The 13727-nt window shown below is 43.6% G+C and carries 11 protein-coding genes; all 11 read right to left on the bottom strand.

What is annotated here, in order from left to right; all coding sequences use genetic code 11:
• Window positions 1-66: 66 nt before the first annotated feature.
• Complete coding sequence (locus tag M8E35_RS09505) at window positions 67-639, bottom strand: glycerol-3-phosphate responsive antiterminator (protein WP_252468608.1); 573 nt, start codon at window positions 637-639, stop codon at window positions 67-69.
• A 188-nt stretch (window positions 640-827) separates the two neighbouring features.
• Window positions 828-1835: a type I glyceraldehyde-3-phosphate dehydrogenase gene (gene gap / locus M8E35_RS09500; protein WP_252468607.1), complete on the bottom strand. Its 1008-nt coding sequence runs from the start codon at window positions 1833-1835 to the stop codon at window positions 828-830.
• Window positions 1836-1893: 58 nt separating this feature from the next.
• Window positions 1894-3135 (bottom strand): anaerobic glycerol-3-phosphate dehydrogenase subunit C, encoded by a 1242-nt coding sequence (locus M8E35_RS09495; protein ID WP_252468606.1) that lies wholly within the window; start codon window positions 3133-3135, stop codon window positions 1894-1896.
• A gap of 39 nt (window positions 3136-3174) precedes the next feature.
• Window positions 3175-4413, bottom strand: coding sequence for an FAD-binding protein (locus M8E35_RS09490; protein ID WP_252468649.1), 1239 nt, complete (start codon window positions 4411-4413; stop codon window positions 3175-3177).
• A gap of 5 nt (window positions 4414-4418) precedes the next feature.
• A complete protein-coding gene (gene glpA, locus M8E35_RS09485) occupies window positions 4419-6038 on the bottom strand; it encodes an anaerobic glycerol-3-phosphate dehydrogenase subunit GlpA (RefSeq protein WP_252468604.1) in 1620 nt (539 codons plus the stop codon).
• 164 nt (window positions 6039-6202) lie between these two features.
• On the bottom strand, window positions 6203-7699 hold the full coding sequence (glpK, locus tag M8E35_RS09480; protein ID WP_252468602.1) for a glycerol kinase GlpK: 1497 nt from the start codon (window positions 7697-7699) through the stop codon (window positions 6203-6205).
• 45 nt (window positions 7700-7744) lie between these two features.
• Window positions 7745-8464, bottom strand: a complete 720-nt coding sequence (locus M8E35_RS09475) for an MIP/aquaporin family protein (protein WP_252468601.1) — start codon at window positions 8462-8464, stop codon at window positions 7745-7747.
• Window positions 8465-8905: 441 nt separating this feature from the next.
• Window positions 8906-10306, bottom strand: a complete 1401-nt coding sequence (rpoN, locus tag M8E35_RS09470) for an RNA polymerase factor sigma-54 (protein ID WP_252468600.1) — start codon at window positions 10304-10306, stop codon at window positions 8906-8908.
• Window positions 10307-10349: 43 nt separating this feature from the next.
• Window positions 10350-11294: a DNA-binding protein WhiA gene (whiA, locus tag M8E35_RS09465; RefSeq protein WP_252468599.1), complete on the bottom strand. Its 945-nt coding sequence runs from the start codon at window positions 11292-11294 to the stop codon at window positions 10350-10352.
• 148 nt (window positions 11295-11442) lie between these two features.
• The gene (locus tag M8E35_RS09460; RefSeq protein WP_252468598.1) at window positions 11443-12816 is read right to left on the bottom strand and encodes a gluconeogenesis factor YvcK family protein; all 1374 of its coding nucleotides are present in this window, start codon (window positions 12814-12816) and stop codon (window positions 11443-11445) included.
• Window positions 12813-13706: an RNase adapter RapZ gene (gene rapZ / locus M8E35_RS09455; RefSeq protein ID WP_252468597.1), complete on the bottom strand. Its 894-nt coding sequence runs from the start codon at window positions 13704-13706 to the stop codon at window positions 12813-12815. Before rapZ ends, M8E35_RS09460 begins: the two co-directional genes overlap by 4 nt.
• Window positions 13707-13727 lie beyond the last annotated feature (21 nt).

The following is a 13727-nucleotide window of genomic DNA, read 5'->3' as shown; positions in this document are numbered from 1 at the left end:
CGAGAATTGATTTCGTCGAAGTTGCGAGGAACTTACCCGATTTTTTTAAGTAAAGTGGGAGAGCTCTTAATAGTCCATATCCCATAAATGCCGCAAACTGGTAGATACAGCATCAATCCCCTTTGACAAGGCAAGCCTTACGTCTTCTTCAGTTTTCAATAGACCTCCTCCGAGAACCGGGATACCCAGAGCATCCTTCATATCTTGAATTACAAAGCGCGGGACGGTTGCTGGTAAGATTTCAACCGCGTTCGGTTTCACTGTGGATGCCATCTTGATACCTGTTTTAACAGACTCTGAATCCAATACAAACAAGCGTTGTATTACTGTCATCCCTTCTGCGCTGGCAAATTTGACTAAGTTCGGTTTAGTCGTAACAAGCCCTCGCAGGCCCATTCTCGCAAGTAAGTGTATCCCTGCTTTATCCTTACCCACTCCTTCGAGCATATCGAGATGCACCATTAAAATCTTATTATCCGCTTGAATCTTTTTTATTATTGAGGGTAGTACATTAATGTCTGCACCCAAAAGAAATATTGTACCAATATTGGGGTGGTGAATTGCCTCATTCAGATCCTCTATTTTTCGAATCGTTGCGCCAATTTTCTTATCTAACATAATGGTTTTCAAAAAATCCATTTTGCCATCCCCCTAGCACTCAAATAAAGCTTCAATAACATAAGCTTTTCCGTACCTATCATGCAGAAACCCTTCGGAACGTCTTAGAACATTTTTCAAAAGGATACATACCCTAAAAACGCACTTTCTACTGGTAAATTCCGCAGGAACTATCTCCTTTGTATCTATTGTGCAGAATGGTTTACCCGCTAGCCTTTCGCGACAATCAGCTTGACTAAATCCAAAATGCGGTTCGAATAACCCCATTCATTATCATACCATGCCAACACTTTAACCATGCGTTCCCCAATCATCATCGTGGATAATCCATCGATGATTGAGCTGGCCGGGTTACCATTAAAGTCACGGGATACGAGGGGTAATTCCGTGTACTCGAGATATCCTTTTAATTTGCCCTCTGACGCTTCTCGTAAGGTTGAGTTTACTTCTTCTTTGCTTGTTGACTTGGATAAATTTGCGACGAAATCAACTAAAGAAACATTCGGTGTTGGAACTCTGACAGCTAATCCATTCATTTTGCCTGTTAATTCCGGAATGACTAACGTAACTGCTTTGGCCGCACCCGTGGTCGTCGGAATCATAGATTGATAAGCCGCTCGAGATCTGCGCCAATCTGAGTGTTCCAGGTCTAAAATTCGTTGATCATTGGTAACTGAATGAGTTGTAGTCATCATTCCTTGTTCGATCCCAAAAGCATCCAGTAGAACTTTGGCCACGGGCGCGAGACAATTTGTAGTACAAGAAGCATTAGAAATAATATGGTGGTTCAGTGGATCATAGTTATCATCGTTAACTCCCATGACAACAGTAATATCTTCGTTTTTGCCGGGAGCAGAAATAACAACTTTTTTAGCGCCGGCTGTTAAATGTTGAGCGGCAGCATCGCGCTTCGTGAAACGTCCGGTCGACTCAATGACAATATCTACTCCCAGCTTACGCCATGGTAAATCCAAAGGGTTTCTCTCAGCCAAAATTTCGATACTTTTCCCATCTACAATCATCCTGTTTTTATCAAGCTCCACCGAATTCGGAAGAACTCCGTGAACTGAATCATACTTGAACAAATGAGCTAATAAATCTGGACTTCCTAAATCATTAATCGCCACCACTTCAAACGGAAGGGATTTATTCAGGGCGGCTCGCAATGTAAGCCTACCAATTCTGCCAAAACCATTAATTGCTACTCGTACACTCATTTAAATAACCTCCTATTAATTTCAAACTTATTTTTCCATCACAACGATATATTCGTCTTTAATCTATCAGACGATATGCTTTAGCCAGGATGTGTACCGGATGCTCAGTAGGAATTCCAGTACCATGCACAATTTGCACTTTACACACACCACATTCTGTCGTCATACTTTGGAAATCGCCGTGTTGCGAACCTACATTTATTGCCTCAAAAAGGCTGCTTCCTATTTTCATAGCTTTTTTATATTTTTCAGCCTTAAAACCGTAGCTGCCCGATAAACCACAACACCCTGCATCGAGATTACGGATTTTCACTCCCGGGATTAACCCCAAAATCCGCAACGCTGGCGTTCCGATCCCTTGTGCCTTTAAGTGGCAGGGGGGGTGGTAACCGTAGGAAGCCCGGACCTCCTGAAAGTCAAGGGGCAGTTCCCCTTTTTCATGGAGTTGCCACAGGAATTCAAACAAATCATAGGCCTGCGCTCCAATGAGCTGAGCAGAACTTGTCTCCAATTTTGGATAATCTTCTTTCAGTGTTAAACCGCAACTCGTACAGGATGTAATAACCGGTATGCCTGCTTCTAGATAGGGCCGCATTAACTCTAAATTATAACGACCATTTTTGTCGGCCTTTCCAAACTGGCCGTTAGCCTCTAAGGGTAAACCACAACAATGGAAATCAGGAACTGTCGTTTTATATCCCAGATGCTCTAAGAGCCGAATTAGGATACGCCCTGTATCCCCTTCATTAAATCGCGTATAACAACCAGGGAAATAAACAACCTGTTTGTTGGTATTTGTACCAATTCCGACTTTATCCGGCTGTATTTTTAGTGGCTTTCCGTACGCAGGTAAAGGTCCATTCTTGCTGATAGACAGTGTTTTATCGAGAGCTAAACGCACTAATTTAATCTTTAAAACTTGATTAGTCAGAGTGGGCCATATAACTCCAAGCTTGCCAAGGTATTCATTCCGACCCAAAATATACCCTCTTAGGCCCAACCTTAATCCCATTGTATTTTTATGCCGTGCTTTACTAGCAGCTCTTCTTGCCCCGAGAATCATCTCCGTTATTTTGACGCCGGAAGGGCACGTTAACTCACAGGTCTTACAATTACTGCAATCATCCAACATTGTTTCATCTAGATTGATTTGACCCCTGCGAAAACGTTCCATATCCGGGCCTAAACCTTTTGGCCCAATGAAACGCGGGTTAACTTTAGCCACCGGGCATTGAGCAGTACACATATTACATTTTTGACAAGCATCCAGTCGAGCTGCCAATTCATCTCTTGAATCCACAGTCAAGGATCCCCCTTTCCTTTTAAATGCTTCGTCAAACTAAACTAATTCAGCTGCAACGTAACCAGATGTGACCGATACCCCTCCGCCACATCTTTGGGTCCAAGGATCCCAGTGGGCAAGCATTCTTCCGACGACATGGACATTATCCCACACCACTTCTCCACGTGCGGGATCAAGCGGACGCATTAATTCATCTGTTTCTACGCCGATCTGGGCAAACGGTTGAGAAGCAAAGAACTGGGGCTCACTCCATTCTTTCGGTACAAATAGAGGCAGATCAAAAACCCCTTCGTGTATCGATTTTCTTGCCATACCAACTTTGATTCCCCCTCCTAAGAGCCCGCCTGTAGCTAGGATAAACTTCTTGCCTTTTAAACAAAGCGATTTACCCTTGCTATTCACTATAACTTCCTGACACGTCCTAGCCTTATTTTCCGACGGTGACTCTTGGTTCAAAGATACTGCACGAGCCCCGATCATTAATTCACCGCCTAAATCAGTGAACCTATGCTTCAGATATTCAGCAAAATAACGGCCATGCGGACTAGGCACAAATGAACTCATTTCCAAGACCGGCAGAGAAAATTCCTCTATACAAGGTTTTGTGCGAGAAAAATCAACGTACTCCTTTACCAAACTAGGCAACACCACGACGATTTTCTCCTGCGGCTTGTTCCCAACTTGATACTGTCTTTTAATCTCTTCAATTTCATGGGCGAGAACTCTTTGACCCTCTTCTGACCTCCAGATAGCCGAATAATCTATGCTTGATACACTTTTACCCAGTTTGACCCACTCCGCAAGGGCATCCACTCGCATCCTCTTTGCACTTACCTGCCAACCCGGGAATTCTCTAGCCATGTTAGCAATAACAACCTCTGGAAAGAAATCTTTCAATCCTTCGGGCACTAAGAGTACGAACCTCCCCTGCTCCTGTCGATCCGGAAGAATCATGTTGCGAGGCATGAGATCGCCTTGACGCACGGTACCTAAGACAGTGAAGGCAGACTGTGGTGTTTCATTTATAATATACTCCGGACAGATTTCTTGAACGAAGTGTTGTCCCTGAGCAATTGCCTCTGAATTAAATAATGTATAGGGATGTTTGGGCAAATGACGCAAACCCTCGATATCTCCATAATCAAAAATCCCCGAGAAATAAAAGAGCGTTCCGACCCCTTCCGTGACTAAAAGCACCTTTTTACCCCGTTGGGCGGCTCGTATCCCTGCTATCCAACCGGCTAAGCCGCCCCCCACCACTACGGCATCCCACATCTCATTCACCCCTCACTCTCTTCAGCTTTTAGATCCAGAACGTTTAAAAATAAGGCACGTGCTAATTCACTTTCACGAAGTTGCTCACCCCAAAGTACTGGAGTAATCCCTCGCCAACGTTCTGCCAATAGAAGCCGATATTCTTTTACGGTTCTCTCCCACCCGCCGAAGGCTTCATGAATCATAGGGGTCGCTCTATAGGAGCAGTAGGCACCTTGACACGTTCCCATTCCCAATCTGGTCTGACGCCGAAGATCATCAAGCGAGTTAACTGCAGGATCTTGTAAGGCATGAATAACTTCCGCTTGAGTGACCATTTCACATTCGCAGACAAACTGCCCAAGCAGCGGTTGACGAGCTATCGCTTCAACGACGGCTCCAGCTTGTTCATTTAACCGTTCCATCATTTTGTCTGCAGCGGCAACCCCTATTAATTGACGAGCTTTATCCCAAACTTCTGCAGATTGTTCATTGAGCAAGGGTTCTTCTGCGGTTCGGCATGCTGTATGCACCCCTAATTTAGCGGCAACCCAATCTGAAACTTTCTCAGCCATCAAACGATAAGTCGTTAATTTACCACCTAGAATACTAACGAGCCCCTGAACTCCATCCATCTTTTGGTGATCTATGATTACAAAATTACGGCTAACCCCTCGCCCTTCCTGATCTTGGTCTTCAACACTTTCATACAAAGGGCGAATACCAGCGAACGACCGAACAATACGCTGTCGTTCAATCCCTTCCAACAAGTTTTGGCCCAATTCGATCAAATACGTTATATCTTGCTCATCGACCTGATGATCATCCGGCAATTCCACCGTATGTGAAGTCGTCCCAAAAACAGTCACCGTTTGATGTGGTACAAAAATATCACCATCACCCGGTACCCGCAAACGGTTAATCACTCGATTAAACAAGCGTTGGTTAAACACAAGCAGAGACCCTTTATCTTTTAGAACATCAACATTAAAACCTGACATTGCTGCGATTTCAGCAGACCAAGGACCCGCAGCATTTACTACAATTTCGCTGCGCACTCTCAGCGTTTCACCGGTGATGAGATCTTCGGCATAGACTCCAATCACTCGCCCATTTTCTAACCAAAGCGATTGAACTTTACAGTACGTTTGATACGTTCCTCCATATTTTTCTGCAGATTTCACGTTTGACCATAGCAATTTAAAACCATCAACAGTAGCATCGGGCACTTCGAAAATCCGTGCTGCCTTTCTTGTTAACAAAGGTTCCAGACGAAACCCCTCTTCAAGCGGAACCTCCCTAACAGGTATTCCCACTTGATCACACCCTTGAAGCCAAAGCTCCAAATAGTTTGGATCATCTCCCTTTAAAAATACAAACCAACCATAGGTATCTTCAATGCAGTGTGCTGCAATGGTTTTCAATATTATATTTTCCTCAATACACTCTTGAGCTGCTTTATCATCTTTGACTGCATAACGCCCGCCACTATGCAAAAGACCGTGAAATCGCGAACTCGTCCCATGTGCCAAGTCTCCTTGTTCTAACAAGAGCGCTGGTATTCCACGCATACTTAGGTCTCTCAATATACCAACCCCTGTTGCTCCTCCTCCGATTACTACAACTTGAGTACTGATCTCACGCATCCCTATTTCCTCCTTTGCTCGAAATTAAGAAGCACCAAAGAAACCGTTGTATCTCAATGGTTTCTTTGGTGGCTTCACTTATTCTCCGAGCCGCCTTATACAATTTTTTTCACTAACCTCAGATCTCTTGCCATCGCTTCAGCGTCAGAGTCTGCGTTTAGTGCTTAGTCATCTTCCCAATCCTTAGTTCGCTCAACTGCCTTCAGCCAGCCCTTATAGAGTTTCGCCTTCTTCTCTTCTTCCATATCAGGTTCAAAGCGCCTATCAAGTAACCAACGGCTCGCCAGCTCTTCTTTGCTCTTCCAGAAGCCAACGGCTAAACCGGCTAAATAGGCTGCTCCCAAGGCTGTTGTCTCAATGATTTCCGGTCTGTCCACTCGAGTTCCTAAAATATCTGCTTGGAACTGCATGAGCAGATTGTTGGCGACTGCGCCTCCATCGACTCTTAAGGACTTTAAGGATATTCCTGAATCGGCCTCCATGGAACCCAAGACATCTTTGGTTTGATAAGCCAAGGAATCCAAGGCCGCACGAATAATATGGTATTTTGTAGTTCCGCGAGTCAGTCCAAAAATACCTCCTCGAGCGCGCATATCCCAATAAGGAGCGCCCAGGCCAACAAACGCTGGAACAAAATAAACTCCATCTGAATCTTTAACTTTTTTAGCATAATACTCGGAATCTGGTGCAACATCAATTACTTTCAACCCATCGCGCAACCACTGGATCGCGGCACCGGCAATAAAGGTACTGCCCTCTAAGGCATATTCTACCTTACCATCAATGCCCCAAGCAATAGTGGTCAATAAGCCATGTTTCGAGGTGTAAATTTTACTTCCCGTATTCATGAGCATAAAGCAACCTGTGCCATAGGTATTCTTGGCATCCCCTGGCTCATAACACGCTTGCCCAAACAATGCCGCTTGTTGGTCACCGGCAACCCCTGCGATGGGAACCTCAAAACCCAAGAATACCCCTGCATCTGTATTACCATAGACTTCACTGGAATTATGAACCTCAGGCAAGATTTCCTGTGGCACATCAAGCATTTCCAACAGTTCTTTATCCCAATCCAACTCTCGGATGTTAAACATCATGGTTCGGGAGGCATTCGAATAATCTGTGACATGCACTTTTCCACCGGTAAGTTTCCAGATTAACCATGTATCCGTTGTACCAAACAGCAACTCGCCTTTCTCTGCTTTGACACGAGCTCCTTCAACATTATCTAAAATCCATTTTACCTTTGTTCCAGAAAAATAGGCGTCAACAACAAGACCTGTCTTTTCTCGAACCATATCTTCATAACCCTTATTTTTTAAATCATCGCAAATGGCCGTTATCCTTCGACACTGCCACACGATGGCGTTATAGACTGGTTTTCCCGTATTTTTATCCCAGACCACCGTCGTTTCACGTTGATTTGTGATCCCGATTGAAGCAATCTCATCGACTTTAATGCCAGTTTTTGCAATAAGTTCAGCAATAACTCCATACTGTGTGCTCCAAATTTCATCAGCATCATGCTCAACCCAACCTGCCTTAGGGTAGATCTGAGTGAACTCCTTTTGAGTCACTCCCACAATCTTACTTTCTTTGTCAAAAAGGATTGCTCGGCAACTAGTGGTTCCTTGATCAAGAGCCATAACATACTTTTTCATGGTGAATCCTCCTTGTTTAATTATATTGAAGGTTTTCAAGAGTTACTAGCCCAAGTACACTATTTTGTATAGAAAAGCGCCAAGCACTCCACCGATGACCGGACCGACAACAGGCACCCACGAGTATGCCCAATCCGATTTTCCTTTTCCCGCTATTGGCAATAAGAAGTGGGCAATTCTGGGTCCTAAATCACGAGCCGGATTGATTGCATAGCCCGTAGGCCCACCAAAGGATACCCCAAGTCCCCATACCAAGAATCCCCACAAAAGTGGATTAAGTCCTGTAGCCGTGGCTGTTTCAGAAATCCCAATAGCAAGTCCTACAAAAACCAAGATAAAAGTACCTATCATTTCAGTCAACAAGTTCGCAGGATAATTTCTGATTTGTGGTGCCGTACTAAAAACGCCCAATTTCAGGCCAGGATCTTCAGTTGCTTCCCATTGGTTCAGATAAGCTAAGTAAACTAACACTGCGCCGATAAATGCCCCCAAGAACTGAGCCGCAATATAGATTGGCACCTCTGCCCAAGGAAATTGCCCAATTGACGCTAAGGCAATCGTTACGGCCGGGTTTAAGTGTGCTCCACTGATTGGAGCTGTGGCATAAATCCCTAAAAGAACTCCGACTGCCCACCCTAAGGTAATCATAAATGCGCCGCCGTTATTTCCATTAGTCTTGTTTAATAAAACGTTAGCAACTACCCCCGAACCAAATAAAAGGATAATCATAGTACCTATCATCTCAGCTATAAATTTTGCTTCCATCTCAACATTCCTCCTCAATTTCAATTTTCGTCGGAATTTTAATTAATTTTTCCTCTAATTCCCCTTTTTTTAGAGCTTTGTTTTTAAATTATCTCCCCCTTCATCACGATTGGTACATCCTGGTTAAATAAGGATAAATCGTCCTAACCTAAGTCAACTGCTAGCAATACCGTTAGTTAGAAAAAATAAAAGCCGAATTATACTAGTCATTCGTCATTCGAATTTCTAGTATAATCCGGCTTCTCTAATACTCTAGCCTTAATATATAATTATATGAATTATATGAATTATTCTCTGGTCTTTAACGCTTGTATGACCGTCTCTAATATCAGTATATTCTATCTTTTCCTCTATTTCAATACCCTAACAACAAAAATTTCGGAAAATTTGCATTCCTTATTTTTCCTTAATTGAAGCCGTCTAATTATCCCTTGCCTAATCCTAATACCTCTTCCTGACCGTCGTCGCTGCAATTCCTAACTCATCACGGTACTTTGCAACTGTCCGTCTAGAAATCTCCATATCTCTAGCCTTTAGGAGGTCTGCTAATTTCTGATCAGAGTAAGGGCATTTAGGATTTTCTGAGGCGATAATGTCACGCAGAACTAATTTAATAACATCAGTAGTTACGCCTGAGTCATTTTGAGTACCACGCCCCATACTATTAGCAAAGAAGAATTTGAATTCGAAAATCCCACGGGGAGTTTGAACGTATTTATGGGCAGTTGCTCGGCTGACCGTCGACTCATGAACTCCAATTTCTTCTGCGATATCTCTTAAGGTAAGCGGTTTTAGATGACGAATTCCACTGCGGAGGAATTCATTTTGCCACTTTACAATAGCATCCGCTACTTTATAAAGAGTTAGACGTCGTTGCTCGATGCTTCGTATGAGCCAGGCAGCCGCGTTTAATTTCTGTTCGACAAATTTGCGAGTGTCAGTTCCCTCATCCTGGCTCAAGGCATCACGGTATGCCTTATTGACTCCTAAGCGCGGAACAGTAATATCATTAACAAGAATAATGAATTGGCCTTCAATCTCTTCAATAACTACATCAGGGACTATATAACGAACTTCCCCCGGGCCAGAAAAACGGAGACCCGGTTTAGGGTCGAGCTTCCTTATTGAGTCAGCCAATTCTTGAACTCGACTTAGGGAAACTTTCAAAGCGTGGGCAATCCGTTGCAACCGTCCTGCTGCCAAGTCTTCCAAATGCTTTAAAAACTCTGGTAATTCAGGAGGGCAATTTATCAGGAGAGGTAATTGCAACGATAGGCATTCCTCTAAATTCCGGGCCCCAACACCCAATGGGTCCAGACTCTGGACTGCTGTCAACGCGTCTTCGACCTCTGCGAGGGAAACATTCATTTCCCGAACAATATCGTCTAACGACAATGTAAGATATCCTTTGTCATTCAGATTCCCGATAATATATTCAGCGATATCTAAAGAACAGGTGACTCTTTGAACATGGAGTTGTTCTAGTAAATGTTCCTGAAGCGTCGGGGCAGCCGCAATAAAGGGATCAAACCGTTGTTTGTCTTCTGTAATCACTCGTTCTTGGCGAACCCGATTTTCATCCTGATCATGAAAATAATCCTGCCAGTCAACTTCCCATTTGTCAATGGGCGGACTTTCCTCCACCACAGGGGGCTCTGCTTCTACCTTACTGTCCGTACTCTCTTCAAGATTTTCCAGTAAAGGATTCTCCAAAAGCTGTTCCTCAACATACGTGGAAAGGTCAAGTGCGGACAACTGCAAAATCGTAATTGCCTGGCGCAATTCTGGGGTCATAATTAGTTTTTGGGTTTGCTCGAGACTCAGACCATATCCTAACCGCACCTTATTCCCCCCTATATCTATATTTATTCTATCCTTCCATTTTTTAAGTTCCCATCTTCTGGTTCCTGATTCGATCTGCTAACTCATCGATTTTTCTCATTCGATGATTGACTCCAGATTTCCCTACCTTAGGTCGCAACATTTCTCCAAGTTCTTTTAAACTGGCTTCCGAGTAAGCTAACCGCAACTCAGCTATCTCTCGCAAGGTGGGTGGCAAAGACTGAAGCCCAATCGTATCAGCTATAAATTGAATGTTCTCCAATTGGCGTACAGCAGCATCAACAATTTTATCAAGATTAGCAGTCTCGCAATTAACTAGGCGATTTACTTGATTACGCACGTCTTTAAGAACTCGAACATTTTCAAATTCTAGTAAAGCATGATGAGCTCCAATGAAACCAAGAAAATCCACAATGTGTTCACTCTCTTTGAGATATACCACATACCAATGCTTGCGCATGCTCACCTTGGCACCTAGTTTAAATCTATTGATTAATTGACATAACTCTTTGGCATGTTGTTCATCATTACTGACAATTTCAAGATGATAGGTACCTTCCGGATTGTTGATCGAACCCCCGGCTAAGAAAGCTCCTCTCAAATAGGCCTTTTGATCACAACGCTTTTTAATAAGACCCGGTGCAATTCCCAAGTAAATTTGGCCCTTACTATCAACCAGACCTAAGCTCTGTAAGTCCTCTAATCCGCGGGGATGGATTCTAACCAGGTATGAATTGTTTTTGCGAAGTCTCAGCTTGCGTCGTACCACAATATCCACCTGGCGCTTTAGAACATCTTTGGCTAAACGATAAATCTTACGAGCAACAGGTGCACTCTCTGTGATCACATTCAAAGTATATTGTTGATTTCCACTAATTTGCAGTGTTCCATCCATACGGACCAAAGCCGCCAATTCTACTAAATCACAACAGGGTCTCTGACTGTCTAAGCGGGCAAGTTCTTCTTTCGTAACAGCACTAAAGGACAATTCTCCAGCCCCCCTTTGATCGTGGTCGATGTTCAAATTCGCAGTTCGCCTAAGAATTCCGAGTATCGATTATCACACCAGAATTTATCCTATCTGTGTTCAACAAATCTACAGGTGCCTAAACTAAGTTCCTAATCTAACGGTTAATTTACGAATTTTTACGAAGTTTCCGAGTGAGCAAATAGGCATCGACTAAAGCAATACGCTCTCCTATTGGTTTTAAACGAAAAAGTAACCGAATGAGTTCCTTCGCTAGTCGATCCGAATCGTGACGTACGACATTCCTCTCCTGGACTAAATTCGCTTCAAAATACTTCGCCCCTAAATGCTGAACCATTTTAGGATCAGTAACCACCGGAACAGCTTCTTCCTTACTGTAGCGTTTTAAAAGCGGAGCAGTAATTTCACCACGAGAGGCAAGCACTGCATCTACAAAGCCTGCACCACAGTGATCCAGAATCGCTTGCAGGTGATCGGAGACTTTATAGCCATCTGTTTCCCCTTTTTCTGTCATAACATTACATACATAAACACAGGGAGCGCTGGCTTCTCGAATCTTTTCTCTAAGCCCTAGGACCAATAAATTTGGCAAAACACTGGTATAGAGACTTCCTGGCCCTAAAACTATAAGATCTGCTTCTTCAATTGCCTGTATGGCTTCTGGTAAAGGGGTACAATCACTAGGCTCCAGATATACTCTCTTAATTTTACCCTCAGTGACTCGAATCGAAGTTTCCCCAACTACACGGGTTCCGTCTTCTAAATCTGCCATAAGGACTACTTGATCCAAGGTAGTAGGAAACACCTTGCCACGGAGTGCAAACACTTTGCCGACCTGTTCAATTCCCTTTTGAAAATCACCAAAGGTATCGGTTAATCCTGCTAAAAGTAAGTTCCCCAAACTATGTCCTTCGAGTGCTCCACTTTCAAAGCGATAAGAAAAGAGAGTATCCATGATTTCCTCTGTCTCAGCCAATGCGACCATGCAATTGCGCACATCTCCGGGTGGTTGTATGCCCAATTCATCACGCAGTTTTCCAGAACTTCCTCCATCATCCGAAACTGTCACAATGGCAGTAAGATTACAGGTGTATTCCTTAAGACCACGCAAAAGGGCAGAAAGTCCTGTCCCTCCGCCAACCACTACAATCTTCGGTCCCCTTTTCAAATGATGGCGGGAATAGATCCTATCCACAATTCTCACTTCATTTTCCGGGAGCACAGAAGAAATAATCGAATAAAGCATGCGTTTAAAACCAACGATAATTGCAAAAATTCCCAGGGCGCTAATAATTGCGCCAGTCGGAACGGCAATATGCTTAGTACTTCCCGTCAATCGGTAAATAACCTCTCGGAATTGCAACTCCGCATAGCCGATAGCCACCCCATCATTCATGACGGAAAATCCTGTTGCAAAAAGGAAGATTCCCAGAACGGCGAGGATAAACCACCTTTTTACTTTCAAATCGGGGTAAAGCCATTTTAGATATCGATAAAAGGGTTCGTATCTTTTTGGGTTCATCGCGTTATTCCACGCTTTTGGTTTTTTATGGCATCCCTATGCTTAACAGTGATGGCATAATCACGTTCTATTAAAAAACTCCCTACTCTTTCTGCAATAGCAACGGAGCGATGTTGTCCACCCGTACAGCCAATCCCAATAACCAAGTGAGTTTTTCCTTCTCTAATATAATTGGGAAGGATGAACTCCAATAAATTCAAGTATTTTTCCATAAATTCCTGGGCCATTTGATTGCCAAAGACATAGTCTCTGACCAATTCATGTTCCCCAGTTAGAGGACGTAATGATTCCACGTAAAAAGGGTTCGGGAGAAACCGTACATCCATAACCAAGTCTGCATCCATGGGCATTCCATATTTAAAGCCAAAGGATATCACTGAAACAGCCATTTGGCCTAACCCCTGAGCTTTGCAAAAAAGCTCCGCTACTTGACTGCGAAGTTGCTGGGAACTCAAGTTGGAAGTATCTATAATGTTATCTGCCCGAATTCTAAGTTCTTCCAGTTGTTGCCGTTCAGCCTGAATTCCATCTAATACTCGCCCCTGAGGAGAGAGTGGGTGCCTGCGTCTTGATTCTTTATAACGACGAATTAAGGTTTCATCCGATGCATCTAGAAAGAGCACTTCCAGACGGAAGCCTTCCTTCTCCAGATTGTTTAAAGCTTCACTGAGCGAGGAAAAGAATTCCCCACCTCGCAGATCACAAACAATAGCTGCTTTAGAAACCTTGCCTCTGGACTGAGCGCAAAGCTCAGCAAATTTGACCAGAAACGTTGGGGGTAAATTATCTACACAGAAAAACCCTTGGTCTTCAAGGCTTTGCATTGCCTGAGTTCTTCCAGCTCCTGATAAGCCGGTAATAACAATAAGTTCTAATCCTTGTTTATTCATTTTTTCACCTCCTCTTATTAT

The organism is Desulfosporosinus nitroreducens, from assembly GCF_023897015.1.
GTDB classification, from domain to species: Bacteria; Bacillota; Desulfitobacteriia; order Desulfitobacteriales; family Desulfitobacteriaceae; genus Desulfosporosinus; species Desulfosporosinus nitroreducens.
Note: the sequence above shows the minus strand (reverse complement) of the source record. Positions and strands in the feature narration are given on the sequence as shown.

Coding starts and splice junctions, on each gene's coding strand:
- glpK (WP_252468602.1), bottom strand. CDS start 7,699: ATGAAAAAGTATGTTATGGCTCTTGATCAAGGAACCACTAGTTGCCGA.
- glpA (WP_252468604.1), bottom strand. CDS start 6,038: ATGCGTGAGATCAGTACTCAAGTTGTAGTAATCGGAGGAGGAGCAACA.
- gap (WP_252468607.1), bottom strand. CDS start 1,835: ATGAGTGTACGAGTAGCAATTAATGGTTTTGGCAGAATTGGTAGGCTT.
- M8E35_RS09505 (WP_252468608.1), bottom strand. CDS start 639: ATGGATTTTTTGAAAACCATTATGTTAGATAAGAAAATTGGCGCAACG.
- M8E35_RS09460 (WP_252468598.1), bottom strand. CDS start 12,816: ATGAACCCAAAAAGATACGAACCCTTTTATCGATATCTAAAATGGCTT.
- rapZ (WP_252468597.1), bottom strand. CDS start 13,706: ATGAATAAACAAGGATTAGAACTTATTGTTATTACCGGCTTATCAGGA.
- M8E35_RS09490 (WP_252468649.1), bottom strand. CDS start 4,413: ATGTGGGATGCCGTAGTGGTGGGGGGCGGCTTAGCCGGTTGGATAGCA.
- M8E35_RS09475 (WP_252468601.1), bottom strand. CDS start 8,464: ATGGAAGCAAAATTTATAGCTGAGATGATAGGTACTATGATTATCCTT.